Here is a 25,914-nt window from a genome sequence, read left to right on the forward strand (position 1 = left end):
TGGAGACGCCAGCCCGCCCCGGCGCGGCGTCGGCCCGATCCCATGAGGAGCTAACGTGTCCATCAAGCACCGCCTTGGACGCATCATCCGCGCCAACCGCGCGGCCAGGGAGACTCCGGTCGATCCCCTGGCGGCCATAGAGGCCAGCCAGCAGCAGCAGTCCGAAGCGGTGGACCAAGCCCGCCGCAGCGTCGCGGACATCGCGGCCGACTGCCGCCGCATCGGGCTGCTGTTGGATGAGGCCAAAGCAGAGCAGGCGTACTGCGACCGCCAGGCCGAAGAGTGCGTGGCCCGCGGCGACGACGACGGGGCCCGCGAGTTCCTGCACCGGAGCATTACGGCGTCGAAGCGCGTGGAAACCCTCGCCCGGCAATATGAGCGCATGGCCGATCAGTGGCGCCGGTTGGACGGGGAGCTCGCCCGCCTGTCCTCGCGGATAGACGAGAGCCGCCTGCGGTACCAGACCCTTCAGGCACGCCACAACGTCGCTCAGGCCACGCTCGGCATGCAGCAGGCCGCCTCGGCGGCAGCCGGCAGCGCAACCGGAATGCAGTCCGCTGCCCGGGATGCCGAGCGGGAGACCCGTCGCATCGAGGCCGAGGCATCCGCCCGCAACGAAATCGCATGGTCGGACCCGGACTCGCCGCAAGTGCAGGAGGCCTTCGAATGGCTGGAGGCCAGCACAGAAGTTGACGACCAGCTGGGCGCGCTGAAGTCGCGGCGCAACAAGGCGCCGGAAGCCTGATGGCCGCAGCGGCCAGACCCGTCGTCACCGTCCTGTACAAAGACCACCTGCCGCCTGGCATGGAGGACGTGGAGGCCGCCGCGGAGGTGCGTTACGCCACCGCGGACGACCTGGAGGAAGCCTTGAACGGCGCCCAGGTGCTGTTCCTCTGGGATTTTTTCTCCCCCGCACTGGAGGACGCCTGGCATGCGGCCGGCTCGCTGGAGTGGATTCATGTGGCCGCCGCCGGCGTGGACAAGCTCCTGTTCCAGGAACTGCGGGATTCAGGCGTGGTGGTTACCAACGCCCGCGGCATCTTCGACCGGCCGATCGCCGAATTCGTCCTCGCCGGGATGCTCGCCTTCGCCAAGGACCTGCCAGGTCTGCTGTCTTTGCAGCGGGAGCGCACCTGGCGGCACCGTGAGACCGAACGACTGGAGTCCGGCCGCGCCCTCATCGTGGGCACCGGTGCCATCGGACGCGAGATCGCGCGCGTGCTCAAGGCCCTCGGCCTGCACGTTGCCGGGGCCGGGCGCACTGCCCGCAGCGACGACGCGGACTTCGGCGAGGTGTACGCGTCGTCGGAACTCGCCGCCGTCGTCGGAACCTTCGACTGGGTGGTGATGGTGGCACCGCTGACCGAAGAGAGCCGGCACCTCGTCGACGCAGCCGTGCTGGAGGCCATGAAGCCCACGGCCCGGCTGGTGAACGTGGGCCGCGGGGCGTGCGTGGACACCGACGCCCTGGTGGCGGCGCTGCGATCCGGCGCCATCGCCGGAGCCGCACTGGACGTGTTTGAAACCGAGCCGCTGCCGGCCGACCACGCGCTCTGGAAGATGGACAACGTGATCATTTCGCCGCACCTCAGCGGTGATGCCCGTGGCTGGCTGCCCCAGCTGGCCGGGCAGTTCGCGGACAATTTCGCCCGCTACACCCGGCAGCAGCCGCTGGAGAACATCATCGACAAGACGCTGGGTTTCGCGGCGCCCGCAGGATCCTGAACGAGCAGGGCGCTACACGGCTAAGCGGGCTTCAATGCCGTCAAGCAGCAGGTCCAGCGAGAATAGGAAGTTCTCGTCGTCGTCGATAGCTGACATGGAGGCTGCAGCAGCCGCAGCGTTCGGGAAGCGGCCGGCCGGAGCTTGGGCGTAGGCTTCTGCCCAAGCCCGAACGTCCGTTGCCGACTTCTCGCCCAGTAACTTCAGGGCAGCACTGAAACCTGTCCAGGCGAGCATAAAGTCGGCGCAAGCCCGGTAAATTTTGACAACGTCGTCACCCTCGAATCCTGCTTTTCGTAAGGTGGCGAGAATCGTCTCCACGAAGCGCATCTCGGACTCTTGCCGTGTCACACGCACGGCGGCGAGGGCAGCCACTTGGGGATGTGCCAGGTAGGCCCTGCGCCCGCGAATGAGCAACTCCCGGATGTCCTCTCGCCAGGATTGGGTTGGCTCAAAATCACGGAGGGCTTCGCCGATCAGACGGTCTGTCAGCGCCAGAAGCAGTTCGTCTTTGTCTTTAAAGTGTCTGTACAGTGCGGTGGGGTCCGCGCCCAGGGCTCGCCCGATGCGGCGGAACGTTAGTGCGGAAGCACCGGACTCGTCAGTCAGCTGCAGGCAGGTATCGATGATGATTTCGCGATTGAGCCCTTTTGCCCGCTGCCGGGGATTAGCGAGTCCCGCCTCTGCCCCCATTAGGTTTCCCGCCCCAAGATGTGCGCCACACCTGTAGCCTCGCACATCGGATGCCGTGGTGTCAGGTGGAGGAGGGCGGAGACGGATTCTCGCCGTTCCCTGTTCCCCGGCTACACGACTGCGTCCTGTTGGGTTTTCACTGACTCGACGATTTCACCACCACGCTCCGCAACACCGCTGGCGCGGGATACTGCGTACAGCAGCGCTCCGAAAATGAGGCTGGGAATACCGATGGCCAGCCCCAAAGCGTCCGTGCTGATGATGCCGATCAGGCTGCCGCCGACGACCGGTCCCAGTGCAACGCCCACGATGTAAACGCCGGTGACAAGGGTTGCCACGCGGCCTGAGAGATCCATCCGCGCGGCAAGCGCGAAGACCAGCGCCAGCACGGCGCCGTACATCGCTCCAGCCACTACAAGTCCTGTCGACAGTGTGGCTGATCCGTCGGCTGTCAAGACCAGGTATTTGCAGATGGATCCGATGGTGATTATCAGTCCGATGGCCAGGGATCGGCCCAGGAGCTTCAGGGCAAGCGGGGAAAGCAGCGCGCCCGCGAGACCGCCGACAACGCTGAGCGAAAGGACGAGGGAAAGGTCCTCGAGTGTCATCCCGGCATGTTCAGTGCCAATCACACCGGAGATGGCGTAGACGAGGTCTTCGGTCATGCTCCAAAGCCCAAAAACCAACGCCAAAATGATGGCCTTGATCCCGAACTGGCGCCCCGAGACGGGTTTCTGGGCTACCTCGATGGGCACGTTGGGCAACCCTCCAGCGGCGAGCAGTCCGACCAGCCCTACTGCCGTCAGGATGAGCAGAATCGTGCGGAGGTCGCTGCCGAGGACCGGCACGATAGCCAGAAGTGCCGCCGCAGCCAGGCGGTTGACGATCATGACTATGTTGACGGTCTTGTCCGGATCACGGGTAGCAGCGGAAGCTGCGGTACCGGCAGCCACCACTGTGCCGGCGCCGATGCCCGCAAGCACAATACCGATGCCAACGGCGGTCTCGTTCAGAGTCGCGGCACCCGCACCGAAACCGAGGGCCATAACCAGCAGGCCTATTCGGGCAACTCTGGGACGGTCTCCCTTCGCGACCAACTTGGTACAGGCAAAAATGCTTGCTGCGGTGCCCAGTGACATTGCCGTGGCCAGCGCAGAGGCCGCAGTGATGGACATGCCGAGGTCCGCAATGAGCGCCCCGATCAGCACGGGTACAAGGTTGGCCGCAAGCAGAGCCATCACCCAGGTGCCAAGAAATCCAATAACTACCCTGGGCGTGAGAGGCGGGATGGAACTGGTCGGAAGCATGTGTTTCCCTTCGAGGGGTATGGCTAGTGGAGCGATCGACACCTGTGGGTAAAGTCAACGGCGTTGTCAACGGCGCTGACTGAAGAGTGGCATAGTGGCCCACCTCACCACAACAGTCCCGGCTGTGATCTGGATCACAGTTGCGCCCCGGGCGCGCCGCGGGCCCGAGGAGTGTAAGACAAGCAGAGTCAACGGTGTTGACTTTGCGGCTGTTGCCTGTCTTATGATGTGCACCTGCTCATCATTCGCACCTGACACCATCCCCGGCGGAGACGAGCAGCGGGTCGAGGAAAAGCCGCCGGCCAGGAAAGGACCGCAAAGGAGCAGCATGACCGACTGGGTATTCCACTCCGGCAGAATCTTCGACGGGGTGCGCCTGCGACCGGACGTTACCGCAGTCGCCGTGACCGGCGGGCGGATCACGGACGTCGGCACGGACGATGAGGTGCGTGCCGCGGCCGGCAAAGCGGCGGAAACGGTAGATCTGCGCGGAAGGCTGCTGTGCCCGGGTTTCACCGACGCCCACGTACACGCCGTTTACGGCGGGATTGAACGACTCAGCTGTGACCTGTCGGAGGTCTCAGGGGCAAAGGCCGCGCTCGCCACTGTGCGGGAATACGCCGCAGCTAATCCCGACAAGGAGTGGATCACCGGGGGTGGTTGGTCAATGGCCGACTTCCACGGCGGCGCCCCTCGCAAGGAGCAGTTGGACGAGGTCGTTGCAGACCGGCCGGTGTTTCTCCTTAACCGAGACCACCACGGGGCCTGGGTCAACTCCCGGGCCCTTCAGCTGGCCGGCATCGATGCCCGAACACCGGACCCTGCTGATGGGCGGCTGGAGCGGGACAGCGACGGTAACCCCACCGGCACTCTGCATGAGGGCGCCATGGACCTTGTGGGCAAGCTGGTGCCGGAACCCACCGATGCGGAACTGGCCGAAGCACTGCTCGAGGCACAGCGATTCCTGCACGCGCAAGGCGTCACGGGCTGGCAGGAAGCGATCCTTGGGGACTATGCGGGCTACCCGGACGTCAGCCGGATATACCGGCAGCTGGCCGGAAACGGCATGCTCACCGCACGGGCCACAGGAGCTTTGTGGGTGCCGCGCACCACAACGTCGGGCAACCTCGCCGAGCTGGTGGAAGGATTCGAAGAACGGCGACGGGAGAACGGAGTTGCGGGCTTCACCACCACGAGCGCCAAGATCATGGTGGACGGGGTGGCTGAGAATCAGACAGCGGCGATGCTGGATCCCTACCTGCGCCCGTGCACCTGCACCGGAGGTTCCAACGACCACGGCGCAGCGGACTCCCGCGGCCTGACGTATATGCCCAGGGAAGTGCTCCTCGATGCGGTCGCAGCATTGGACGGTGCGGGCTTTGACCTGCACATGCACGTCATTGGAGACCGCGCGGTGCGCGACGGGCTCGATGCCATCGAGCACGCCCGCAACACCAACACAGGCGGCACCGCCAGACGGCACCATATGGCACACATCCAGATCGTCCACCCGCAGGATGTGCCGCGCTTCGCCAGGCTCGGAGTCACAGCCAACGCCCAGGCCTTCTGGGCGCAGAATGACGAGCAGATGACCGAGTTGACCTTGCCGATCCTCGGACTCGAGAGGGCTGGCTGGCAATACCCCTTCAACTCCCTCGTCTCCTCCGGCGCCGCTTTGGCGATGGGATCGGATTGGCCGGTCTCCACCCCCGACCCTTGGCAGGCTATCCATGTGGCCGTCAACCGCCGCGGCCCCGAAATGTCGGGGGAAGAGCCTCTCATACCAAGCGAGGCCCTGGCCTTGGAGATTGCCATGGCCGCCTATACTTCCGGTTCAGCAAGGCTGAACCGCCTTGATCAGGGCGGCCTGCTCCGGGTGGGCGCGTTGGCGGACCTGGTGGTACTGGACCGCCAGCCCTTCGATCTGGCTTCAGAAGACCTGCACACCGTGGCTGCCGCCATGACCATGGTGGGCGGACGCGCCGTGCACTACAGCCAGCAGGCATGGGCATAAGAGGTGGCCACCACGACAGATTCGGCCCCGGGTACAAGGAGCATCATTCCCGAGGGCAATTATGCACCTGAATGGCCTTCGAAAGGTTCGCCCTCTAGCGGATCTGCTCACCGGTGACGGCGTCGATCAACACGTCGGCGCTGGAGCCGTCTCCGCGGTCGATCTCGATCTCCCACACCGGGAGGCCGTCCTCATCCCCCAGCGTCACTTCGTCCACGTTCCCCGGTTCGGCTTCCGCGGCGGTGACAAGGGCCTCGGACATGGAAACCCTGGTTTGCTCCAACTCTCGGGCCTGCTCCGGTTCGGCACCCCCGGATTCCCGTTGCTCAAGCACCTCGCTGCCGTCCGGCGAGACCTGTACCTCGAGCTCGGCATCGACGTCGAAGACGTCCACCTCCCAGGCCTGAAGCCGGTCGCTGTAGTCGAGTTCGATCGCGGAACTGCCGCGGACGGCATTCACCGCGGTTTCGACCGCGGCCCGCGCATTGCGTTCACCGGGCATGGCAGATCCGGTGCCGCCAGGGCTCGGGTTGCCGGCCCCGGCCGGGCTTTCGGCCGGCTGGGCCTGGCCGGGTTCGGGCTGGGATATGTCGTCTCCGGTGGCGTCACAGGCCGACAGTGTAACGGCCAGCCCGGCAGCAATCGAAAGGGCGGTGAAAGTCTTCCTCAGCTGTTCCATAGACCGATTCTCCGCCCCGACAACCGGCTTGGCCATGCCACGGGCCCTCCGCCGCCCGGCAAGCACGACAACATGCGCCGCTGTCCTAGACTGGCAACGAATGCCCCCGAGTGATCAGGAGTAGGACTTTGGCCGACAACCCGACGTACCAGAACGTCACCTTCGAATCAGCAGGCACCGAGGCCCATGGTTATCTGGCCGTGCCCGAGTCCGGGTCGGGCCCCGGCGTCATCGTCATCCAGGAGTGGTGGGGCCTGGTGGACCACATCCGCGATGTTGCCGACCGCCTCGCCGCCGAAGGTTTTGTCGCGCTGGCACCGGACCTCTACGGTGGACGCATCGCCCACGACGGCAAGGAAGCCGCCGCGATGATGTCCAAGCTGCCGGAAGAGGAAGGCGCCCGGCTGCTGGCCGGCGCCGTGGACTACCTGCTGGCCCACGAGTCAGTCACCAGTTCCACGGTGGGTGCCATCGGTTTCTGCATGGGCGGCGGCTTTGTGCTGGCGCTGGCCGCGCAGCAGGGAGAGCGCATCAGCGCGGCCGTGCCGTTCTACGGCGTCGGCCAGGGCGTGCCCACATCGTACGAAGGGGTCCGCGCCGCCATCCAGGGCCACTACGGCGAACAGGATAAGTCCTACCCGGTGGAGAAGGCCAAGGCGCAGGAGGAGCAGATCCGCCGCGAGTCCGGCGCGGAAGTGACCTACTACTTCTACGACGCCCCGCACGCCTTCCACAACGACGAGAACCCGCAGGGCAACTACCGTCCCGAGGAGGCCAAGCTCGCCTGGAGCCGGTCCGTGCAGTTCCTCAAGGACAAGGTCAAGTAGCTTCGGGGATTATGGGACGACGTCGGTGCTCACCCGGGCACCGACGTCGCCTTCCTTCTCTCGCAAGGCTCGGACGGCCGCCGCACACTGCTTCAAGACCATCTTCGACGGAGAAGCCGACCGGCTGGACGGAGCAGTCCGATGCATCACTCCGCGTCGGATGACTCCCGCTCTGGCGTGAGATAGAGCTTCCGCAGGGTTTCGTGCACCGTCCACGTGGTGCGCATCCCTGCCGACAGCAGCATCAGCGAGCCTGGGGCCAACGGGACCGCCGTCCCGGCGGCGTCATGGGCGTCGTCGTGGTGGAATTCCACGGTGGCGCTGCCGGAGACGACCAGAAACAGTTCGTCGGCTTCCGTATCGTTCATGCTGCCGGTGGACATTTCCCAGACTCCAACGCCGAGGTCGCCCAGCCGGCCCAGGCCATGCAGGCCGGTAGTCGGCGCGCCCTCGGCCACTTGGGCAGCCGGCACGGGCAGATGGTCGAGTGTCAGGTCGGTAATATTCAGCGGCAATCCGGGAATCAGTGTCTTCATCAGGGCGCTCCGTTCGCGTGTTGGCCATAAGGTCCGGCATCGGTGGCTTCAACATGCTGCCCCGGCCGGGCCTCCCATCTCTGTGATCGCATTCACCCATTGTGACCGCCTTTGGCCACTTTTCCGCGGCGGCGGTCTCCGGCCACGACGTCGTGCCCGCCCAGCGCAGTCCTTCGGTTCCCCTCCCCGAGCGGGGCGGGGCGCGGAGGCCATGTTGTTCTTTTACGGGGGCCGCTACTCTGTTGATCATGAAGCCCGAGGCGGCGTTGGTCGGCTGGCTGCTCGACTCCGATCCGGCACTGCGCTGGCAGGTCGAACGGGACCTCGCACATGCGCCCCCCGAACGGTGGGCCGCGACAAAAGCGAACGTGGCCACCGAGGGCTTCGGCGCGCGGCTGCTCGCGCACCAAGACCCCGATGGCCAGTGGGCCGGCGGGGCCTATTTCCCCAGCGACTTCGACTTCCAGGGGCCGGAAGCGGCCGAGGGCGCCGGACAGCCGTGGACCGCCACAACCTGGTCGCTCAATTACCTCCGGGACTGGGGCCTCGACGCAACAGCGCTTGCCGGCACGGCGGACCTGCTCGCCGCCAATAGCCGCTGGGAATACGAGAACCTGCCCTACTGGGACGGCGAGGTGGACTGCTGCATCAACGCCTTCACCCTGGCCAACGGCGCCTGGCTGGGTGCGGACGTGGGCGGGATCGCCACCTGGTTCATCGAGCACCAACTGCCCGACGGCGGCTGGAACTGCGAATGGATCGAAGGTTCCACCCGCTCGTCCTTCCATTCCACACTCAACACCTTGAAAGGGCTGCTGTACTACGAGTCCGTCGCCGGGGGCTCGGACGATCTCCGCGCCGCCCGCCACGCCGGCGAAGAGTACCTGCTGGAACGCCGGCTGCTGTACACCCGGTCGACCGGTGAACCCGTCGGGCCTTGGGCCGCGCATTTCGCCTACCCGTTCCGCTGGCTCTACAGCGCACTGAATGCCGTGGATTACTTCAGGTCGGCCACGCTCCACGACGGCACGGCTCCCGATCCCCGGCTCGCCGACGCCGTGGAGGTGATCCGTGCCGCGCGCCAGTCGGACAGCACCTGGCTGCAGGAACGCCGCCACCCCGGCCGCGTATGGTTCGACGTCGACGTGCCGCCGGGTGAGCCGTCCAAGTGGCTTACGTTCTACGCCACGCGCGCGCTCGCTTGGTGGGACGGGGCGGAAGCCCTCCCGCCTGCTCCGGGCTACCGGTCCGAGACCGTGTGACCTTGGTCGCGGTCGCTTCAGCAGGACGAGCCGACCGGGTGTGAAGGACACCGGGAAGCTCGATGTCAAGCAATTGTGAGGCGGTGATGCCACCGGATTCCCACCAATTTGCCGGGTGCGATCTCCGTGGCTATCCTTGCCTTATCCACGGGCCTCCCGGTCTAGTCTCTGACCGGTTGTAGATAACGGGTGGACACTTCTTTTTGTTACGGACTAGGGAGTTCTACATGCATTTAACGCCCCGTGAGCACGAAAAACTCATGATTGTGGTCGCCGCCGACCTTGCCCGAAGGCGCCAGCAGCGCGGCCTGAAACTCAACCATCCCGAAGCGGTGGCCCTGATCACCTATGAACTGATCGAGGGCGCCCGCGACGGCCGGACCGTCGCGGACCTGATGAGCTACGGGACCACGATCCTCTCCCGCGGCGACGTCATGGATGGCGTGGCGGAGATGATCGCCGATGTGCAGGTCGAGGCCACTTTCCCCGACGGCACCAAGCTGGTCACCGTCCATAACCCGATCCGCTGAGCCTGAGGAGAGACCCATGAAACCGGGAGAATACATCCTGCGCGGCGAGCCCATCATCTGCAACGAGGGCGCCGAGACCCGCATCATGAACGTGACCAACCGGGGCGACCGGCCGGTTCAGGTCGGTTCGCATTACCACTTCGCCGAGGTTAATCCGGCGCTCGATATGGACCGGGTCGCCGCGCGCGGCTTTCGGCTGGACATTCCGGCGGGCACGGCCGTGCGATTCGAGCCCGGCGATGCGCGCAGTGTGCACCTGGTGGAGATCGCCGGGAACCGCGAGGTCTACGGCTTCCGGAACCACATGAACGGGTCGCTGGGCGCCAGCGTCCCCCCGGCCTACACCGACGCCATCGGCGGCACCGCCGGCATCAACGCCGAGGCTGAGCCCGAACTGGCGGCCGAATACGACATCGACCTGCCCAACGTCGGCGTCGAGGCGGCCGGCTTCCACACCACGTACGGCATGGACCTGGTCGACGAATCCCGCGGCCCCAAGGCCGGCGGCGCCGCCAAGAAGGCGGGCGGACGCGGCGAGGCCGCGGAGCAGACCGGGCAAGCTGCCGCGGAGAAGACCGACGGCGGCGGGGAGGAACAGCGATGAGCTTCGAGATGAACCGCAGGCACTATGCGGAGATGTACGGGCCGACTACCGGCGATGCGATTCGGCTGGCGGACACCGACCTGCTGCTGGAGATCGAACACGACTACACCCGCTACGGCGAGGAAGTTGTCTTTGGCGGCGGGAAGGTCATCCGGGACGGCATGGGCCAGAACGGACAGCGCACCCGCGACCAGGATATTCCGGACACGGTCATCACCAACGTCGTCGTGCTGGATTACAGCGGCATCTACAAGGCCGACGTGGCACTGCGGGACGGGCACATCTTCAAGATCGGCAAGGCGGGCAACCCGGACATCTCCGACGGCGTCGACATCACCATTGGTGCCGCGACGGACGTGATCGCCGGGGAGCACAAGATCCTCACCGCCGGCGGCATCGATACGCACGTGCACTTCATCAGCCCCGACCAGGTGCCGGTGGCCCTGGCGAACGGCGTCACCACCCTGATCGGCGGCGGCGCCGGGCCGTCGGATGCCTCCAAGGCGACCACCGTGACGCCGGGGCCGTGGCACATCGGCCGGATGCTGCAGGCGGTGGACGACCTGCCGATCAACATCGGACTGCTTGCCAAGGGCCACGCCAGCGCGCGCGGTCCGCTGGCCGAGCAAATCCGGGCCGGGGCCATCGGCTTCAAGGTGCACGAGGACTGGGGCGCCACAACCTCCTCGATCGACATGTCGCTGCGGATCGCCGACGAGTTCGACGTGCAGGTCGCCATCCACGCGGACACCCTCAACGAATGCGGTTTCGTGGAGGACACCATCCGCGCCATCGACGGCCGCGTGATCCACACCTTCCACACCGAAGGCGCCGGCGGCGGGCACGCCCCGGACATCATCCGCGTCGCCGGGCTGCCCAACGTCCTGCCGGCTTCGACCAACCCGACTCTGCCCTACACCACCAACACGCTCGACGAGCATCTGGACATGCTCATGGTCGCCCACCACCTGAACCCGGACATCCCCGAAGACGTAGCCTTCGCCGACTCCCGGATCCGCAAGGAGACCATCGCCGCCGAAGACGTGCTGCACGACCTCGGCGTCTTCTCGATCACCAGCTCGGACGCCCAGGCCATGGGCCGCGCCGGCGAGATGGTGCTGCGGACCTGGCAGGTGGCGGATGCCATGAAGCGCCAGCGCGGCAAGTTCGAGCAAGACCCGGAAATCGGCGACAACTTCCGGCTCAAGCGTTACGTCGCCAAGTACACCATCAACCCCGCGCTCGCCCACGGCATCGCCGACTCCGTCGGCAGCGTCGAGGTGGGCAAGTTCGCGGACCTGGTGCTTTGGGACCCGGCCTTCTTCGGCGTCAAACCGGAAATGGTGATCAAGGGCGGACAAATCGTGCAGTCCATCATGGGCGATGCGAACGGTTCCATCCCTACCCCGCAGCCGCGGACTCTGCGGCACAACTTCGGGGCGTTGGGCAGCGCCGTGCACTCGTCCTCGATCACGTTCATGCCGAAGATCGCCATCGACGAGGGCATCCCGGACCGGCTGAACCTGCGCCGGACCGTCCGCGCGGCCCACGGCATCCGCACCCTGACCAAGGCAGACCTGAAGTACAACGGGGAGACGCCGGACATCCAGGTCGACCCGCAAACCTACACCGTCACGGTCAACGGTGAAGTAGCCACCTGCGAGCCCTCGACCGTGCTCCCCATGGCCCAGCGCTACTTCCTGTTCTAAACCGAGCCATACCTTGAAAGGACGTAGTCAATGATTATTGAGCGCGTCATCGCCAACCGGCACGATCTTCCGCACACGGAGCTTGCCGGCCTGCACGAGGAGAAGGTAGCACTTCCCAGCAGCGAACTGGTCAAACGCGTCCAGCGCGTGACCACCGATCACGGCCGCGAAATCGGCATCCGCCTGGCCACCCCGGGAGACCTGCGCGACGGCGACATCCTGTTCCGCGACGAGTCGAACGTCATCGTCGTCAGCGTCCTGCCCACGGACGTGCTGGTGATCGCCCCGCGCACCATCCGGGAAATGGGCGTGGTGGCCCACAGCCTGGGCAACAGGCACCTGCAGGCGCAATTTTTCGACGCCGGAAGCGACTACCGGGCGGAGGTCATGGTGGTGCAGTACGACCACACCGTCGAAGACTACCTGCAGCACATGCAGGTGCCCTACTCCCGGCAGGAGCGGGTCATGCCCGTGCCGTTTCGACATGCCGAACACACGCACTGAGGCACCCGGGCGCCACCCGTCGTCGTACCTGCTGCCCCTGCTGCAGCTGGCCGACTCCGCCCTGCCCACGGGCGCCTTCAGCCACTCGTTCGGGCTGGAGACGTTCCTGTCACGCGGGCTGGTCCGCGACGAGAAGACCTTTGCGGTCTGGCTCGGCCAGTTCATCCACACCCAGCTGACATACAGCGACGGCCTTGCCATCCGGCTGGCCCTGGAAGCCCGCTCGACGGCGGAACTGCGGGAGCTGGACGCGATGCTGGCGGCGCAGGCCCTGCCGCGGCAGGTGCGCGAGGCGGGCGTGAAAATGGGTGCGCGGATGCTCCAGATTGCCTCGGTCATCCTCGACAGCGACGAGATCGAGCAGTACCGCGAGGACGTCGCGAGCGGCGAATGCAGCGGACATCCGGCGCTGGCGTTCGCCATCGCCGGGCGAAGCCTGCACGTTCCGCTGCCGGAACTGCTGGGCACCTACCTGTTTTCGACGGCGACCTCGCTGACGCAGAATGCCATCCGCGGCATCCCGATCGGCCAGGACGCCGGGCAGCGGGTGCTGCGCCAGGCCCATCCGGAGATCACCGTCGCAACGGCGAGGATCGCCGGACTGGGACGCGGCGACTTCGGCGCCGCCGCCCCGGGACTGGAAATCGCCCAAATGCGCCACGAGCGGCAGCGCGCCCGCATGTTCATGTCCTGACCCGCCGTCGCACGCAACAGACCCGGCCGCACCGCGGCCGGCCCACGGAACAAGGAGTAAGACAATGGAACCCATCAAGATCGGTATCGGCGGCCCCGTCGGCGCCGGCAAGACCCAGCTGGTCGAACGCCTGACCCGGCACCTGTCCGGCGAAATCTCCATGGCCGCCATCACCAACGACATCTACACCATTGAAGACGCGAAGATTCTGGCCGCCAACGGCGTGCTGCCGCTGGACCGGATCATCGGCATCGAAACCGGCGGCTGCCCCCACACCGCCATCCGCGAGGACACCTCGATGAACTCCTCCGCCGTGGAGGAATTGATCAAGCGGCACCCGGACCTGCAGGTCGTGTTCATCGAAAGCGGGGGCGACAACCTCTCGGCGACGTTCAGTCCGGAACTGGTGGACTTTTCCATCTACATCATCGACGTGGCGCAGGGCGAAAAAATCCCGCGCAAGGCCGGCCAGGGCATGATCAAATCGGACCTGTTCATCATCAACAAGACCGATTTGGCGCCGCACGTGGGTGCAGATTTGTCGGTCATGGAGTCCGACTCGAAGGAATTCCGTGGAGACAAGCCGTTCTGCTTCACCAACCTGAAGACGGACGAGGGCCTGGACAAGGTCATCGACTGGCTGCGCCGCGACGTGCTCATGCAGGACCTGGCGCAGTGAGCGCGGCCCAGCCGGCGGGCGTGCAGCTTCCCACCGGTGAGCTGCGCCTGACGGTGGGCCTGCGCGGCGGCCGCGGCGTCGCCACCTCGCAATACCACCAGGGCGCGCTGCGGGTTATCCGACCGCATTACCTGGACGCGTCCGCGCAGGTCGCTTACACGATCGTGAATCCGGGCGGCGGCTACCTTGGCGGGGATGTCTACGAGGTCGACGTCCAGGTCGAGGACCAGGCCCGCCTGTTGCTGACCACCCAGTCCGCCACCAAGATCTATCGGACGCCGGGCGAACCGGCCGTGCAGCGCACCCGGTTCCGCCTCGGCCCCGGCGCCAGCCTGGAGTACCTGCCCGACCAGCTCATCGCGTACCGGGAGGCCACCTACCGCCAGGAGACCGTCGTCGAGCTCGCCGCGGACTCCTCCCTGGTGATGTGTGACGTGGTCACTCCCGGCTGGTCCCCGGACGGCAGGCCCTTCCGGTACGAGGAGGTGCGCATCCGCAACGACATCTACCGCGACGGCCGCCTGCTCGCCCTGGACAACCTGCTGATCCGCCCCGGCGATCCGGACGCGCCGCTCTCCAGCATGCTTTTCCTCGAAGACTATTCGCACCTGGGCTCGATGCTCGTGGTGGACCCGCGGGTGGACGGCGACCTGGTGCGCGAGCTGCAGGACCGGTTGGCCCCCATGGATCCCGGCGGGCAGCTCGGCCTGTCTCTGCTCAACGGCCCCGGATTCGCCCTGCGCGCCCTGTCCCGCAGCACCGACACGCTGAACGCCATGCTGCACGCCGCCGTCGACCTGCTCCGCCACCGCTGGTTCGGCCAGCAACCACTGAATCTTCGCAAGTACTGACCCAGCCTTGTTGGAGGCACTGATCATCTTTCCGTCATCGGACCCTACCCCACGCGCACGCGACGTGCGCGACGGCCAGACCCCACGCGGCGCGGACCCGCTGCTGCGGGCAAGGCTCCGGCGTCGTCATCTCTTCTGGGTAGTGGCGCTGGCCGCGCTTCTCGTCGCCGGAATGGTGCTGTCTGTGGCGACCGGGCCTGTCATGCTGAATACCGCGACCGTGGTCCAAGTGATCCTGTCGCATATGCCGGGCCAGCCGTCCGGGTATCAGCCCGATCCGACAGCCTCGACGATCGTCTGGGACGTCAGGATGCCTCGCGTGCTGCTCGGATGCGTCGTAGGTGCCGGATTGGCGGTGTGCGGAGCAGCGCTGCAGGCAATGGTGCGCAACGTGCTGGCCGACCCCTACCTGCTCGGCATCAATTCCGGAGCCTCCAGCGGTGCGGCAGCCATGATCCTGTTCGGCGTCGGTCTGGGGGTGGGCGAACACGCCCTGCCCGCCAGCGCCTTCATCGGCGCGCTGGCCGCGTCGATGATGGTCTTCCTTATCGCGCGCTCGGCCGGACGAGTGACCTCAATGCGGCTGCTGCTGGCCGGCGTTGCGATCGGATACGCGCTGACCGCCGTGACCAGCTTTCTGGTCTTCGCCTCCGGCTCGGCAGAGGGCGCCCGGTCCGTCATGTTCTGGTTGCTTGGGTCCCTGGCTTTGGCCCAGTGGGGAAGCCCCTTGGCCATCGTCGTCGTGGTGGTCCTGATTACCAGCTGCCTGCTGACCCTTGCCGGAAGGCGCTTGGACGCGCTGGCCATCGGCGACGAAACCGCTCACATTGTCGGCGTTGCACCCGGCCGGTTCCGCACCCAGCTGCTGATCATCATCTCCCTGTGCATCGGTGTGGTCGTCGCTGCCTCCGGATCGATCGGATTCGTTGGACTGGTAGTTCCGCATCTCGCCCGCAGGCTGGTCGGTGCCACCCACTCCCGGGTCATCCCGGTCTCTGCCCTGCTCGGCGCAATCTTCCTGATCTGGGCCGACCTGCTCGCACGGATGCTGCTGCAGCCGCAGGAGTTGCCGATCGGGATCATCACGGCTTTCATCGGCGCTCCCTTCCTGCTCTACCTCATCCGCAGGATGCGCCCGGCGGGCTGAGCGTCACCCCACGTCCGCGTTATCGCCCACATCCACTAGCCCGAGGAGAATCTCATGAAAGCTGCCGCCCACCTGCTGTCCGCTGCAGCCGCGGCGGCAATCGCCCTCGGCCTGGCCGGCTGCGCCGGGACTTCCGGGAACGCCGGGACACCTGCAGCACCCGAGGCCGATGGCTACCCGCTGACCATCACCAATTGCGGCGCCGCGGTCACCCTGGACGCGCCGCCGGAACGGGTTGTCATGCTGGACAGTTCACCGGTCTCCTACTTGGCCGCACTCGGTGTCATGGACACAGTAGTGGCCCGCGCAGGCGTCTACCCGGCCGAATACTTCGACCCGGCCACGCAAGACGAACTCGCCCGCATTCCGCTCTTGACCGACCGCCTGGACACCACGGGCCACCTGCAGATTTCGCAGGAAGTCGTGTTGGCGCAGCAACCGGACTTGGTCCTCGGTACGGCCGAAAACCTTAACCGTGAAACACTAGCCGCCGCGGGCATCCCCATGCTGCAGGAACCGTCCTTTTGCCCCAACGCCTCGGAAACCCCGGGGTTCAGCACCGTTGCGGATCAGCTGCGCACCTACGGCAAGATCTTCGGCGTCGAAAAACGGGCCGAAAAAGCAGCCCGCGAGCTCAAGGCCCAGGTGGAGCAGATCACCTCCGAGACGGCCAACACCGGCCGCCGCACTGCGGCCGTCCTTTACCCGACGGTCGGCGGCGGAAGCACCTACGCCTACGGCACAAGGTCCATGGCCCAACCGCAGTTGGAGGCCGCCGGGCTGAAAAACGTTTTCAACGACGTCGACCAGCGGGTCTTCGAGGTCACCCGCGAGGAACTCATCGGCCGCAACCCCGATGTCCTGATCCTGCTCCACTCCGCCGGGGACCCAAGCAGAGTGGCCGACGCCGTCACATCTTCGAAGGGAGCCTCCTCCATGACCGCGGTGGCCAACGACGACATCCTCGTGCAACTGTTCAACTTCACCGAGCCGCCGTCACCGCTGTCGGTCACCGGACTCGAGCGGATCGTCGAGCGGTTCGGCCAGTGATTTCCGGCTCCGGCATCTCCTTCTCCTACGGCTCCCGCGACGTCCTGGATCGCGTTGACCTCCACGCCCGGCACGGCGAAGTCCTGGGCGTGGTGGGACCGAACGGCAGCGGCAAGAGCACCCTGCTGCGGATCCTGTACGGATCGCTGGCCCCGCACACCGGAACGGTCATGCTGGACCATAAGGAACTGCGCCAGCTCAACGCGCAGGAGCGCGCCCGGACGGTCTCAGTGGTCGTGCAGGAGACACCGGGCGACCTGCCCCTGCTGGTTTCCGACATGGTGCTGCTCGGCCGCACCCCGCACCAACCGCGGCTGGGCCGGCGTAAGGCGCGGGACGAACAGGCCGCGGCCCGCGCACTGGAACGGGTCGGCATGCTGGGCCGGGCGGACCAGGGCTTCGACCTGCTCTCCGGCGGGGAACGGCAACGTGTTTTGATCGCCCGGGCGCTGGCGCAGGAAGCGACGCACCTGCTGCTCGACGAACCGACCAACCATCTGGACATCCGCTATCAGCACGAGATCCTCAAGCTGGTGCGCGACCTGGCGGGGACCAGCAACCATGCCGTCGTCGTGGTCCTGCACGACCTCAACCTCGCTGCTGCCTACTGCGACCGCGTCCTGCTACTCAACGAAAGCCGGGTGGTTGCTGCCGGCACACCGTCCGAGGTGCTGGTCCCGGAGAACCTTGAGCCGGTGTACAAGATCGGGGTCAGCCGTTTCCAGTTCGACGACGGCTTTCAACTGGTATTCAGACCATTCCCTTCAGCTAATCCGCCAGGCTGAGGGCGTCCGTGCTCCACGGCCATCGGTCAAGATCATCGGAGGCCCAACCGCACCAGCCACGGAAAAGGTTCCGTCGTTGGTCCGCCGGTTTAGCCGGGGCGCAAAGGCCTCTTGGTGCCGAACCTGTCGTTGCCGAGGTCCCGGACGACACCGATGAGTTGATTCTTGAGTTGCTCGGTCTCGTCGTCCTCGCCCAGAAGCTCTTGTCCCAATTTCACCACCTGGTGGAAGGTCTCCTTGCCGCTTTCGGAGATGTTGACCCGTTGCTCGCGCCGGTCGTTCTCGCCGCGGACGCGGGATATGTGACCAGTCGCTTCCAGCCGTGCCAGGGTCTTGCCAACGGTCTGTGGCTGCACCCGCACCCGCTTCGCCAGTTGTGCTTGGGCCATTGCCCCCTCCACGGCAAGGATCTCCAGGACAGTCGCACCCGCATGGGTCAAGCCGAGGGAGGCCAGCCGCTCGTTCCACTCGTATTCGACAAGCCTCGCGGCTGTGGAGAGAAGCCGGGGCATGTGCCACTTGGATAGATCAGGCATGCAGAATTATAAGCAAACTGATCTTCCTGAGGTCAATGGTTTATCCACACCGGAGAGCAGAATAGGCCTTTATTTCTGCCCGGCGCGGTGGCGGCGACCCAGCCGGCACCGCGCTGCCCCGTCGAAAGGCCAACCCGTACGACCCCTGAAGGATAAGCCGCAGCCAGGTTGCCGTGGAGCCGCTCTGCCCGGGCCAAGCCCGGCCCCGGCATCTGTCGTATTGCAACGGTGCTGTAGGCTTCGATTTAGGAGGCAGGTCTGTCTGTCTCCAGAACGCAGCACGCGCTCTCTCACCGAGCGACCAAGCGCTGCCTTTTTCCCTTGGAAAGGGACATCGATGGATTCCGTGACCGATACCAATACGCTGCCCCTGTCGATCGCGGAGTTGGACTCCACGATCTATACCGGACAGCCAGCTGCAACAGCCGAACTGCCTGGAGGCCAGGTCCAGACAGCTTCCGACCTGACACCCGGGCAGAAGAAAGCGCTGGAGGCCGTTACCGTGCGGGCGGGACAGGTCGAGGCGGCGGAATGGGCCCTGGACCAGGCGAAGGCCGTCTTCCAAGAGCAGACAGCCGCCGCGCTGGCCTCCGGAGTACCTGCCGAACTGGTTGCCGCAGCTGCCGGAACATGCGCCTCCGCCCTCCCGGCACCGACCAGCGGGGCCGCAGCCAACCCGCCGGGTCTGGTTGCCGTCGGCTGACCTGCTTCGCCCGCGTCCCGCCCTCATGGCGGGCCGCTACATCCTCCCGTCATAACACTGCCGTGCGCGGCCCGGATTGGCTCCGAGGCGCCATCCCCTACCGGTTCCCGGGCTGTTCGCCCCCTCAGCCCGGGGTGGGGTTTTCGGGGTAGGCCATCCTGAGAATACTGGTCCCATGAGCCTCTTTCGGACCAAATCAATCGAGCAGTCCATTGCGGACATGACGGAGCCAGGGCGCGAGCTGAAGCGCACGCTGAGCACCTTTGACCTGATGGTCCTCGGTGTGGCAGTCGCCGTCGGGGCGGGCATCTTCTCCGTCGGCGCGAAGGCCGCCGGCAGCTACGCAGGCCCGGCCGTGACCGTGTCCTTCGTGCTGGCGGCCATCACCTGCGCGCTGGCCATCATGTGTTACGCCGAGTTCGCGTCAGCCATTCCCGTGGCCGGCAGCGCCTACACCTATACCTACGCGACCCTGGGCGAACTGCTGGCCTGGATCATCGGCTGGGACCTGATTCTGGAGCTGTTCACGGCGGGGGCCGTCATCGCGAAGTATTGGGGGATCTATCTCAGCAACGTCTTCCTGCTCTTCGACATCAATGTCCCGACCACGGTGAATGTCTTCGGCCTGGACCTCACCTGGGGCCCGCTGCTGATCGTTGCCGTCTTCACGACCCTGCTGGTTCTTGGCACCGAGCTGTCGGCGCGGGTAAACAATGTCTTCACCATCATCAAGGTTGCCATTGTCCTGTTCGTGATCGTTGTCGGCTTCACGTACGTACGGGCAGAAAACTACACGCCGTTCGTGCCGGAGCCGGTCGCCACGGCGAGCGCCGGGGGGAACGTCTGGACGCAGTCGCTGTTCTCCTTCCTCAGCGGCGCCGAGCCCCAGCAGTACGGCGTGGTGGGCATCCTGGCGGGTGCTGCACTGGTGTTCTTCGCCTTCATTGGATTCGACGTCGTGGCTACGAGCGCCGAAGAGGTGCGAAACCCGCAAAAGACGCTGCCGCGGGGCATTTTCGGCGGCCTGGCAATCGTGACCGTCCTGTATATCCTCGTCACCCTGGCCCTGACGGGCATGGTGTCCTACCGGGAGCTGGCGGAAGCCGACGAGGCTTCGCTGGCCACGGCGTTCATCGGAGTCGGGGCGGACTGGGCCGCGCAGGTCATTTCGATCGGCATCCTGATCGGGCTCACCACCGTCATCATGGTCCTGTTGATGGGCCTCGCCCGGGTTGCCTTCGCGATGAGCCGTGACGGCCTGCTGCCGCGATGGCTCAGCCACACCACCGAGCATCAAAAAACCCCGGCGCGGGTGCAGATCCTGGCCGGGGCCCTGGTTGCCCTGGTGGCGGGCTTCACCAACGTGGACGTTCTGGAAGAAATGATCAACATCGGCACCCTCTCGGCCTTCGTGCTGGTGAGCATCGGCATTGTCGTGCTCAGGAGGAAGCGGCCGGATCTGCCCCGCGCCTACCGTGTCCCGGGCTCGCCCGTGGTGCCGATTCTCTCCGCGGTGCTGTGCTTCTGGCTGATGCTGAACCTGACCACGCTCACATGGGTGCGCTTCGCTGTCTGGCTGCTTATCGGCTTCGCCATCTACTTCCTCTACGGCCGCCAGCATTCTCGGCTGAACCATCCGGAGCTCATATCACTCGAACACCAGCGCGAGGAACACCGCCGACTGGAGCACGAGCAGCGTGTCCGCGACCGGAAGGACCACCGGCACAACCCGGAGCCCTAGCTCCGGGCCGCCGGAGCATGGTAGTCGCTCCCGCTGTCCGGGCCCGGGGTCCGTTCGTCTATGTGCTCCACCCCGGACACCCCGTGGCTATGATGCGAGAAGTCCAGGATTTCGGAGAATGGAGCAACACATGCAACTCGGCGCTTTTTCGCTCAGCCTCGCAGTGAAGGACATTGCGGCTTCCGCCGCGTTCTACGAAAAGCTCGGGTTCAGCAAGCACGGCGGTGATATCACGCAGAACTGGCTGATCCTGAAAAACGGTGAGGCCGTCATCGGACTCTTCCAGGGAATGTTCGACAAGAACGCCTTGACCTTCAACCCGGGCTGGAATCAGGACGCCCAGACCCTTGACTCATTCGCAGATGTGCGCGACCTCCAGCGGCAGCTGAAAGCGGAGGGCGTGGAATTCCTGTCGGAAGCAGACGAGGCAACCACCGGTCCTGCCAGCTTTGTTCTACAGGACCCGGACGGCAACCCGGTCATCGTCGACCAGCACGTTTGATGGCAGACACGAGCAGGCGGCGCCGGCGCCCGCCTGGGCACCGACGCCGCCTGTCGCTTTGCTAGCTGCTGGCTTCGCCGGTGCGGGAACCGAGCTGCTCGTCCAGGCGCAGCAGGCCGGGCCCGTCGTCGTTGACCAGCTTGACCCGGCCGATGATCTCACCGACCGTGGCTTCTTCCTCCAACTGCTCGTCGACGAACCAGTTGAGCAGCGGGATGGAGTCAATGTCGCCCTCCTGCTGGGCGAGCCGGTACAGGTCGCGGATCGACTCCGAGACCTTCTTCTCGTGTGCCAGCGAAGCTTCGAACGCCTGCAGTACGGTCTCGGCGAAAATTGTCGGAGCCGTGATCGCCTGGATCTTGGGGTGGGCGCCGCGGTCCATCATGTGCTCGATGAACTTGTTCGCGTGGACCACCTCTTCCTCGGCCTGGGCGCGGAACCAGCCGGCGATCCCGGGCAAATCGATGGCATCCATCTCGATGGCGAGCTGGCGGTAGACCACGGAGGCCTGGAGTTCCAGCGTGACCTGGTCATTAAACGCTTCTGCGAGTTTTCCTGTGAGTCCCATGGCACCAGATTAGGCGCCGGTTTGTATCCCCGCCAGCAAGGTAAGGCAAGCCAAGATTAGGGAAGCCTCGGCTACCCGGTCCCTGAACTGCCGGTGGCGCTGAGCGGCACGCCGGGCTTCGCCAGCCCTTCAACCACGACGGCGCCGGGCAGCTTGGCCAGCTCCTCCGGCTTGAGCAGCAGCTTGCTGGAGCGGTTGCCGCCGCCCATCACCACGCGTTCTTGGTCCAGCACGGCGGCGTCGATGTAGATCGGGTGGCCGGAGGTCCCGACGGCTGTCACTCCCCCAATCTCCATGCCGGTCACCGCCCGGGTGGTCTCCGCGTCGGCGAAGGACGCGCGCTTGACGCCCATCAGTTCGCGGACCGTCTTGTTCACATCCAGCCGGGCGGTCCCCAGCACCACGCACACCGCGTACCTGGCCGGTTCCACCTTCTTCGACGCCACCAAGATGGTGTTGGCCGACTGCTCCAAAGCGAAGCCGTAATGCGCACAAAACGCCGCCGTGTCCGCCAGATCCGGGTCGCAGTCGAGGACCTCGTAAGCGAGCCCGTTCCCGGCGAGCGCTGCCTCGACGGCGGGCAGCAGTTTGGCCGTGCTCACTGAGCCCCGGTTGCCTCAACGGTCTTGGTCACGGCGGCCAGGATGGCTTCGCCGAGCTCGGCCGGTTTGGTGAACTGCGGCCAGTGCCCCGTGGGCAGGTGCACGTACTCCACGTCCCGGATTCTGGCCAGTTCAACCACCTGAAGTGCGCCGGCGTCGATCCAGCCCTGCAGCTGTTCGGGCGTGAACTCGCAGGTGATCACCGTGACCGGCACGTTAAAACGCCGCTCGTCAAAGAGGTGCTGCGGATCGGAGGCGACGCCCCTTGGCTGCGGGATGGCTCGGGCACGGAACGCGGCGCGGAGCCCCTCGTCGAGGTCCACCAGGTCTTCCTCCTCGAAGAGGCCCCAGTCCGGCAACGGCACCTCGTCCCCTTCGGCGGGCAGCTCGTCATTAATCACGCCGCCTTCGCCCAGCGGCCCGCTGTCCACGTAGACAGCACGGGCAATCCTGTCCGGCCGCTGGTCCACCACGCCGTGGATGATGGCCCCGCCGCCGGAGTGGCCCACGAGGACCACCGGCCCGTCCAAGCCGTCCACTGCCTTGACGGTCGCGTCGATATGGTCGCGCAGTCCGATGCCCGACCGCGGCGCATCCGGCGCTTCCAGTCCGGGCAGCGTCAACGGGTGTACCTGGTGCCCGGCCGAGACCAACGGCGGGGTCACCTCCGCCCACGAGGACGCGTCCAACCAGAAGCCGGGTACCAGGATGATGTCCATGTCAGGTGACTCTAGTGCCCGACCGTGGCCCCGAACACCCTTTAGGCATAATTCAGGACAACGACGGTCCCTGAGGTGACCACGGAGGAGCACGGCGGCGGTCCCACCTGCCCGAAGAGCCATAGGCTGGCTTCCGAAAGCTTATTGGCCCGACCCGGAGGACCGCATGGGAATCATGAACGACCTGCTGGGGCCGGCCGCCGTCGAGCAACTGCGCACTTGCCTGGCCGGAACCGGCGACCAATCTGCGTGGCCGGCGCTCCGGGAAGCGGGAGGTCGGCTTGAGCCGCTGCCCCTGCGAGCCCGCGCCGACGTGCTGGCGGAAGCGCTCCTCGTAGACCTGGTTACCGGCTACGAACCGGCCGCCGCCGTGATCCGCGCGGCGCTGGACGACGGCGCCTTCACCGGCTGGATGCTCTGGCCGGTAGGCGAGGCTGCCGTAACCCGCGCCTTGGAAGACGGGAGCCAGCCGGCCTTCGACGACGCAATTGCACTGCTCGCGGAACTGACTCCGCGGATGACGAGCGAGTTCGCCATCCGCCGGCTGTTGATCCAGGACCTGGACCGGGCGCTGGGAATCATCCGGGACTGGACGGCCCACCCGGATGGCCAGGTGCGGCGGCTGGCCAGCGAAGGGACACGGCCGTACCTGCCGTGGGCCGTCCGGGTACCCGGCATCGTCGACCGGCCGGCATCCACCTTGCCGATCCTCGACGAGCTGTTCCAGGACGAGAGCGACGCCGTCCGCCGCTCGGTGGCCAACCACCTGAACGATGTCTCGCGCCACGCCCCGGAGGACGTGGTGGCGACCGCGGCCCGGTGGAACGCCGCCCCTGGTGCCCACACCGCCCGGGTGGTACGGCACGGGCTGCGCACCTTGGTGAAGAAGGCCCATCCCGGTGCGCTCGCAGCGCTGGGTTTCACCTCCAACGCCCTCTCGGTGGCCGTCCCGCAACTCGAACGGGACACTGTCCACCTGCCCGGGGAGCTCGCCTTCGCCGTCGAGATCCGCAATGAAGCGGCCACCCCGGCCCGCGTGGCGGTGGACTATGTGGTCCACTACGTCAAGGCCAACGGTTCGCTGGCTCCGAAGGTCTTCAAGCTGGCGGTGGCCGACCTCGCCGCGGGCGAGGCCCGGCAGTTCCGCAAAGCCCACGCCTTCCGCCAGATGACCACGCGCATGCATTACCCCGGCCGGCACCTCGTCCAAGTGCAGGCCAACGGAACGCTGTCGCCCGAGGCGGGCTTCGACGTCGTGCTCTGACACATGCGCCGTGCGCAAACGTTGGAATTCGCTCTCGGCATGGTGCGCCCGCATCTACCGGTTTGGGCCGGTAGCATCCGGTAATCTTGCTCCAACGTTTCTCCGGGGTGCCAGCCCTGACGGCACACACCCGGAGGCTCCGACCCGTCCCACAAGGAAAAGCGCATGAAGTTTGACTTGCCCTTGCCGCAAAGCACGTGCAGCGCGGCGCGCATCCGTCAAGGCGGACTCATCCGACAGACAGGACTCCTATGACCCCGTTGGCCGAGCAGGAACGCAAGCTCCAGGTTTCGCACCACGACGCTGAAGACATCGGCGCGCTGGCCGCCGACATCGTTGCCGGCCTCCTCGACGAGCTGCCCCGTCCCGTCATCGGGCTGGCCACCGGGTCTTCGCCGCTGCCGCTGTATCAGTCCTTGGCGCGGCGCCGCCTGGATCTGTCCGGGGTCCGCTGGTTCGCGCTGGACGAATACGTGGGACTTCCGGCCGGGCACCCGGAGAGCTACGCGCAGGTGATCGACCGGGAAGTGATCCGGCCGCTGGGGCTCGACCGGGCGTCGGTCCTGCTGCCGGACGCCGACCGGGCCGATGTGGACCGGGCCGCGGCGGACTATGAAGCGGCCATCGCGTCGGCGGGCGGGATCGACCTGCAGATCCTGGGCATCGGCCACAACGGTCACCTGGCCTTTAACGAGCCCGGCTCGGCCCTGGATTCCCGGACCCGGGTCGAGGAGCTGACGATGACGACGCGCCGGGCCAATGCCCGGTTCTTCCCGTCGCTCGACGACGTCCCCACCCGCTGCATCACGCAGGGCCTGGGCACCATCCTGGATGCCAGGCGGCTGCTGTTGTTGGTGCAGGGCCGGGACAAGGCCGACATCCTTCACCGCGCGCTGACCGGGCCCGTCGACCCCGGCTGCCCGGCCTCGGTGCTCCAGCTGCACCCGGACGTCACCGTCCTCACCGATGTCGAGGCGGGTTCCCGGTTTTCCGCCAGATAGGCCCCGATTCCGCCATGACACGCCAGGGCGCCGGCAGCACCAACGGCTCCCCCGTCCCGTTCCGCGAAGCGGAACGGGCTCCGCTGCCGGGCGGCCGGACAATCCTCAGGGGCAGAATCCACACCGGCGAGGGTGAACTGCGGGACGGAGCCGTTGCGGTGTCCGGCGCGGAGATCAGCTACGTCGGTCCGGCGGAGGCCCTGCCGCCCGGCGAGGCGGACACCGTCGTCGACGTCCCCGCCGGCCAGAGGGTGATCCCCGGGTTGGTCGACCTGCACTGCCACGGTGCCTTCGGCGTCGATTTCACCACCGCCCCCGAAGCGGACGCGCGCCGCGCGGCGGCCGGCATCCATGCTGTTGGCACCACCACCCTGCTGGCGAGCCTGGTGACCGCTCCGCCCCCGGATCTGCTCGGCGGACTCGACGTCCTCTCGCGGATCGCCGCCGACGGCGAGATAGCGGGCATCCACGTGGAGGGGCCGTTCCTGTCACCTGCACGCTGCGGCGCCCAGGACCCACGCTGGCTGCTGGAACCGGACCTCGGCCTGGCACGGGAGCTGCTCGCCGGCGGCCGCGGCTTCCTGCGCACCATGACGTACGCGCCGGAACTGCCCGGCGCCGACGAACTCGTGGAACTGCTCGCCGGCCACGGCGTGGTCCCCTCGCTGGGACACACCGCGGCGGA

At 66.4% G+C, this 25,914-nt stretch carries 28 protein-coding genes and 1 pseudogene; 21 read left to right on the forward strand and 8 right to left on the reverse strand.

What is annotated here, in order from left to right; genetic code table 11:
• Positions 1–55: 55 nt before the first annotated feature.
• Positions 56–745 (forward strand): PspA/IM30 family protein, encoded by a 690-nt coding sequence (locus AC5RUJ_RS01305; protein ID WP_494025156.1) that lies wholly within the window; start codon positions 56–58, stop codon positions 743–745.
• On the forward strand, positions 745–1,725 hold the full coding sequence (locus tag AC5RUJ_RS01310; protein WP_494024176.1) for a D-2-hydroxyacid dehydrogenase: 981 nt from the start codon (positions 745–747) through the stop codon (positions 1,723–1,725). Before AC5RUJ_RS01305 ends, AC5RUJ_RS01310 begins: the two co-directional genes overlap by 1 nt.
• Positions 1,726–1,737: 12 nt before the next feature.
• Here the strand turns inward: AC5RUJ_RS01310 and AC5RUJ_RS01315 are convergent, their stop codons facing one another.
• Both AC5RUJ_RS01315 and AC5RUJ_RS01320 read right to left on the reverse strand, forming a co-directional pair.
• Complete coding sequence (locus AC5RUJ_RS01315; protein ID WP_494024175.1) at positions 1,738–2,415, reverse strand: TetR/AcrR family transcriptional regulator C-terminal domain-containing protein; 678 nt, start codon at positions 2,413–2,415, stop codon at positions 1,738–1,740.
• Between the two features lie 110 nt (positions 2,416–2,525).
• Positions 2,526–3,722 carry an MFS transporter gene (locus tag AC5RUJ_RS01320; RefSeq protein WP_494024174.1) on the reverse strand — a complete coding sequence of 399 codons (1,197 nt, stop codon included), beginning with the start codon at positions 3,720–3,722 and terminating at the stop codon, positions 2,526–2,528.
• 328 nt (positions 3,723–4,050) lie between these two features.
• Here AC5RUJ_RS01320 and AC5RUJ_RS01325 point away from each other — a divergent pair, with 328 nt between their 5' ends.
• Positions 4,051–5,736 carry an amidohydrolase gene (locus AC5RUJ_RS01325; RefSeq protein ID WP_494024173.1) on the forward strand — a complete coding sequence of 562 codons (1,686 nt, stop codon included), beginning with the start codon at positions 4,051–4,053 and terminating at the stop codon, positions 5,734–5,736.
• A gap of 94 nt (positions 5,737–5,830) precedes the next feature.
• On the opposite strand, the gene AC5RUJ_RS01330 is transcribed toward AC5RUJ_RS01325, so the two are convergent.
• Positions 5,831–6,415, reverse strand: a complete 585-nt coding sequence (locus AC5RUJ_RS01330) for a PepSY domain-containing protein (RefSeq protein WP_494127598.1) — start codon at positions 6,413–6,415, stop codon at positions 5,831–5,833.
• 128 nt (positions 6,416–6,543) lie between these two features.
• On the opposite strand from AC5RUJ_RS01330, the gene AC5RUJ_RS01335 reads away from it, so the two are divergent.
• Entirely contained in the window at positions 6,544–7,242 is a 699-nt protein-coding gene (locus tag AC5RUJ_RS01335) for a dienelactone hydrolase family protein (RefSeq protein WP_494024171.1), read from the forward strand.
• 146 nt (positions 7,243–7,388) lie between these two features.
• Here the strand turns inward: AC5RUJ_RS01335 and AC5RUJ_RS01340 are convergent, their stop codons facing one another.
• Positions 7,389–7,778: a cupin domain-containing protein gene (locus tag AC5RUJ_RS01340; protein WP_494127599.1), complete on the reverse strand. Its 390-nt coding sequence runs from the start codon at positions 7,776–7,778 to the stop codon at positions 7,389–7,391.
• Positions 7,779–8,026: 248 nt separating this feature from the next.
• Between AC5RUJ_RS01340 and AC5RUJ_RS01345 the strand changes: the two genes are divergently transcribed.
• From AC5RUJ_RS01345 to AC5RUJ_RS01395, 11 genes and pseudogenes are all read left to right on the forward strand, one after another.
• Positions 8,027–9,040 (forward strand): squalene cyclase, encoded by a 1,014-nt coding sequence (locus AC5RUJ_RS01345; RefSeq protein ID WP_494127600.1) that lies wholly within the window; start codon positions 8,027–8,029, stop codon positions 9,038–9,040.
• Positions 9,041–9,267: 227 nt separating this feature from the next.
• Positions 9,268–9,570 carry an urease subunit gamma gene (locus AC5RUJ_RS01350; RefSeq protein ID WP_494000932.1) on the forward strand — a complete coding sequence of 101 codons (303 nt, stop codon included), beginning with the start codon at positions 9,268–9,270 and terminating at the stop codon, positions 9,568–9,570.
• Between the two features lie 16 nt (positions 9,571–9,586).
• Positions 9,587–10,021, forward strand: a pseudogene (locus AC5RUJ_RS01355) (urease subunit beta); the annotation flags it as partial.
• A 149-nt stretch (positions 10,022–10,170) separates the two neighbouring features.
• Positions 10,171–11,883: an urease subunit alpha gene (ureC, locus tag AC5RUJ_RS01360; protein WP_494127601.1), complete on the forward strand. Its 1,713-nt coding sequence runs from the start codon at positions 10,171–10,173 to the stop codon at positions 11,881–11,883.
• Between the two features lie 30 nt (positions 11,884–11,913).
• The gene (ureE, locus tag AC5RUJ_RS01365; protein ID WP_494025142.1) at positions 11,914–12,387 is read left to right on the forward strand and encodes an urease accessory protein UreE; all 474 of its coding nucleotides are present in this window, start codon (positions 11,914–11,916) and stop codon (positions 12,385–12,387) included.
• Positions 12,368–13,081, forward strand: coding sequence for an urease accessory protein UreF (locus AC5RUJ_RS01370; protein ID WP_494013667.1), 714 nt, complete (start codon positions 12,368–12,370; stop codon positions 13,079–13,081). The genes ureE and AC5RUJ_RS01370 overlap by 20 nt, the downstream gene beginning before the upstream one ends.
• A 64-nt stretch (positions 13,082–13,145) precedes the next feature.
• Entirely contained in the window at positions 13,146–13,760 is a 615-nt protein-coding gene (ureG, locus tag AC5RUJ_RS01375) for an urease accessory protein UreG (RefSeq protein WP_494000936.1), read from the forward strand.
• Entirely contained in the window at positions 13,757–14,611 is an 855-nt protein-coding gene (locus tag AC5RUJ_RS01380) for an urease accessory protein UreD (RefSeq protein WP_494000937.1), read from the forward strand. The genes ureG and AC5RUJ_RS01380 overlap by 4 nt, the downstream gene beginning before the upstream one ends.
• Before the next feature lie 7 nt (positions 14,612–14,618).
• Positions 14,619–15,758: a FecCD family ABC transporter permease gene (locus AC5RUJ_RS01385; RefSeq protein ID WP_494155558.1), complete on the forward strand. Its 1,140-nt coding sequence runs from the start codon at positions 14,619–14,621 to the stop codon at positions 15,756–15,758.
• A 54-nt stretch (positions 15,759–15,812) separates the two neighbouring features.
• On the forward strand, positions 15,813–16,808 hold the full coding sequence (locus AC5RUJ_RS01390) for an ABC transporter substrate-binding protein (RefSeq protein ID WP_494101369.1): 996 nt from the start codon (positions 15,813–15,815) through the stop codon (positions 16,806–16,808).
• Positions 16,805–17,593 carry an ABC transporter ATP-binding protein gene (locus AC5RUJ_RS01395; RefSeq protein WP_494049299.1) on the forward strand — a complete coding sequence of 263 codons (789 nt, stop codon included), beginning with the start codon at positions 16,805–16,807 and terminating at the stop codon, positions 17,591–17,593. The genes AC5RUJ_RS01390 and AC5RUJ_RS01395 overlap by 4 nt, the downstream gene beginning before the upstream one ends.
• A gap of 89 nt (positions 17,594–17,682) precedes the next feature.
• On the opposite strand, the gene AC5RUJ_RS01400 is transcribed toward AC5RUJ_RS01395, so the two are convergent.
• A complete protein-coding gene (locus AC5RUJ_RS01400) occupies positions 17,683–18,129 on the reverse strand; it encodes a MarR family winged helix-turn-helix transcriptional regulator (protein WP_494049298.1) in 447 nt (148 codons plus the stop codon).
• A gap of 346 nt (positions 18,130–18,475) precedes the next feature.
• Here AC5RUJ_RS01400 and AC5RUJ_RS01405 point away from each other — a divergent pair, with 346 nt between their 5' ends.
• The 3 genes from AC5RUJ_RS01405 to AC5RUJ_RS01415 all read left to right on the forward strand — a co-directional run bounded on the left by AC5RUJ_RS01405 (position 18,476) and on the right by AC5RUJ_RS01415 (position 21,075).
• Positions 18,476–18,832: a hypothetical protein gene (locus AC5RUJ_RS01405; protein WP_494049297.1), complete on the forward strand. Its 357-nt coding sequence runs from the start codon at positions 18,476–18,478 to the stop codon at positions 18,830–18,832.
• Between the two features lie 175 nt (positions 18,833–19,007).
• Positions 19,008–20,573, forward strand: a complete 1,566-nt coding sequence (locus AC5RUJ_RS01410; protein ID WP_494127602.1) for an amino acid permease — start codon at positions 19,008–19,010, stop codon at positions 20,571–20,573.
• A 118-nt stretch (positions 20,574–20,691) separates the two neighbouring features.
• Positions 20,692–21,075, forward strand: a complete 384-nt coding sequence (locus AC5RUJ_RS01415; RefSeq protein ID WP_494000944.1) for a VOC family protein — start codon at positions 20,692–20,694, stop codon at positions 21,073–21,075.
• Positions 21,076–21,136: 61 nt separating this feature from the next.
• Here the strand turns inward: AC5RUJ_RS01415 and AC5RUJ_RS01420 are convergent, their stop codons facing one another.
• The 3 genes from AC5RUJ_RS01420 to AC5RUJ_RS01430 all read right to left on the reverse strand — a co-directional run bounded on the left by AC5RUJ_RS01420 (position 21,137) and on the right by AC5RUJ_RS01430 (position 22,964).
• Positions 21,137–21,643 carry a ferritin gene (locus AC5RUJ_RS01420; protein WP_494000945.1) on the reverse strand — a complete coding sequence of 169 codons (507 nt, stop codon included), beginning with the start codon at positions 21,641–21,643 and terminating at the stop codon, positions 21,137–21,139.
• 71 nt (positions 21,644–21,714) lie between these two features.
• Entirely contained in the window at positions 21,715–22,245 is a 531-nt protein-coding gene (locus tag AC5RUJ_RS01425; RefSeq protein ID WP_494127603.1) for a YbaK/EbsC family protein, read from the reverse strand.
• Positions 22,242–22,964 (reverse strand): alpha/beta fold hydrolase, encoded by a 723-nt coding sequence (locus AC5RUJ_RS01430; RefSeq protein ID WP_494127604.1) that lies wholly within the window; start codon positions 22,962–22,964, stop codon positions 22,242–22,244. The genes AC5RUJ_RS01425 and AC5RUJ_RS01430 overlap by 4 nt, the downstream gene beginning before the upstream one ends.
• Before the next feature lie 166 nt (positions 22,965–23,130).
• Between AC5RUJ_RS01430 and AC5RUJ_RS01435 the strand changes: the two genes are divergently transcribed.
• From AC5RUJ_RS01435 to AC5RUJ_RS01445, 3 genes are all read left to right on the forward strand, one after another.
• Positions 23,131–24,228, forward strand: coding sequence for a DNA alkylation repair protein (locus tag AC5RUJ_RS01435; RefSeq protein WP_494127605.1), 1,098 nt, complete (start codon positions 23,131–23,133; stop codon positions 24,226–24,228).
• Between the two features lie 251 nt (positions 24,229–24,479).
• Positions 24,480–25,229, forward strand: coding sequence for a glucosamine-6-phosphate deaminase (locus AC5RUJ_RS01440; protein ID WP_494127606.1), 750 nt, complete (start codon positions 24,480–24,482; stop codon positions 25,227–25,229).
• 14 nt (positions 25,230–25,243) lie between these two features.
• On the forward strand, positions 25,244–25,914 hold a 671-nt coding region (locus tag AC5RUJ_RS01445; RefSeq protein WP_494155559.1), incomplete at its 3' end, for an amidohydrolase family protein.

This window comes from Arthrobacter sp. Y3223164 (assembly GCF_059091005.1).

Bases quoted from the DNA above. Each gene is read 5' to 3' on its own strand.
- AC5RUJ_RS01310 (WP_494024176.1), top strand. From the start codon at position 745: ATGGCCGCAGCGGCCAGACCCGTCGTCACCGTCCTGTACAAAGACCAC.
- AC5RUJ_RS01315 (WP_494024175.1), bottom strand. From the start codon at position 2,415: ATGGGGGCAGAGGCGGGACTCGCTAATCCCCGGCAGCGGGCAAAAGGG.
- AC5RUJ_RS01320 (WP_494024174.1), bottom strand. From the start codon at position 3,722: ATGCTTCCGACCAGTTCCATCCCGCCTCTCACGCCCAGGGTAGTTATT.
- AC5RUJ_RS01325 (WP_494024173.1), top strand. From the start codon at position 4,051: ATGACCGACTGGGTATTCCACTCCGGCAGAATCTTCGACGGGGTGCGC.
- AC5RUJ_RS01330 (WP_494127598.1), bottom strand. From the start codon at position 6,415: ATGGAACAGCTGAGGAAGACTTTCACCGCCCTTTCGATTGCTGCCGGG.
- AC5RUJ_RS01340 (WP_494127599.1), bottom strand. From the start codon at position 7,778: ATGAAGACACTGATTCCCGGATTGCCGCTGAATATTACCGACCTGACA.
- AC5RUJ_RS01345 (WP_494127600.1), top strand. From the start codon at position 8,027: ATGAAGCCCGAGGCGGCGTTGGTCGGCTGGCTGCTCGACTCCGATCCG.
- AC5RUJ_RS01350 (WP_494000932.1), top strand. From the start codon at position 9,268: ATGCATTTAACGCCCCGTGAGCACGAAAAACTCATGATTGTGGTCGCC.
- ureC (WP_494127601.1), top strand. From the start codon at position 10,171: ATGAGCTTCGAGATGAACCGCAGGCACTATGCGGAGATGTACGGGCCG.
- ureE (WP_494025142.1), top strand. From the start codon at position 11,914: ATGATTATTGAGCGCGTCATCGCCAACCGGCACGATCTTCCGCACACG.
- AC5RUJ_RS01370 (WP_494013667.1), top strand. From the start codon at position 12,368: ATGCCGAACACACGCACTGAGGCACCCGGGCGCCACCCGTCGTCGTAC.
- ureG (WP_494000936.1), top strand. From the start codon at position 13,146: ATGGAACCCATCAAGATCGGTATCGGCGGCCCCGTCGGCGCCGGCAAG.
- AC5RUJ_RS01390 (WP_494101369.1), top strand. From the start codon at position 15,813: ATGAAAGCTGCCGCCCACCTGCTGTCCGCTGCAGCCGCGGCGGCAATC.
- AC5RUJ_RS01400 (WP_494049298.1), bottom strand. From the start codon at position 18,129: ATGCCTGATCTATCCAAGTGGCACATGCCCCGGCTTCTCTCCACAGCC.
- AC5RUJ_RS01410 (WP_494127602.1), top strand. From the start codon at position 19,008: ATGAGCCTCTTTCGGACCAAATCAATCGAGCAGTCCATTGCGGACATG.
- AC5RUJ_RS01415 (WP_494000944.1), top strand. From the start codon at position 20,692: ATGGAGCAACACATGCAACTCGGCGCTTTTTCGCTCAGCCTCGCAGTG.
- AC5RUJ_RS01420 (WP_494000945.1), bottom strand. From the start codon at position 21,643: ATGGGACTCACAGGAAAACTCGCAGAAGCGTTTAATGACCAGGTCACG.
- AC5RUJ_RS01430 (WP_494127604.1), bottom strand. From the start codon at position 22,964: ATGGACATCATCCTGGTACCCGGCTTCTGGTTGGACGCGTCCTCGTGG.
- AC5RUJ_RS01435 (WP_494127605.1), top strand. From the start codon at position 23,131: ATGGGAATCATGAACGACCTGCTGGGGCCGGCCGCCGTCGAGCAACTG.
- AC5RUJ_RS01440 (WP_494127606.1), top strand. From the start codon at position 24,480: ATGACCCCGTTGGCCGAGCAGGAACGCAAGCTCCAGGTTTCGCACCAC.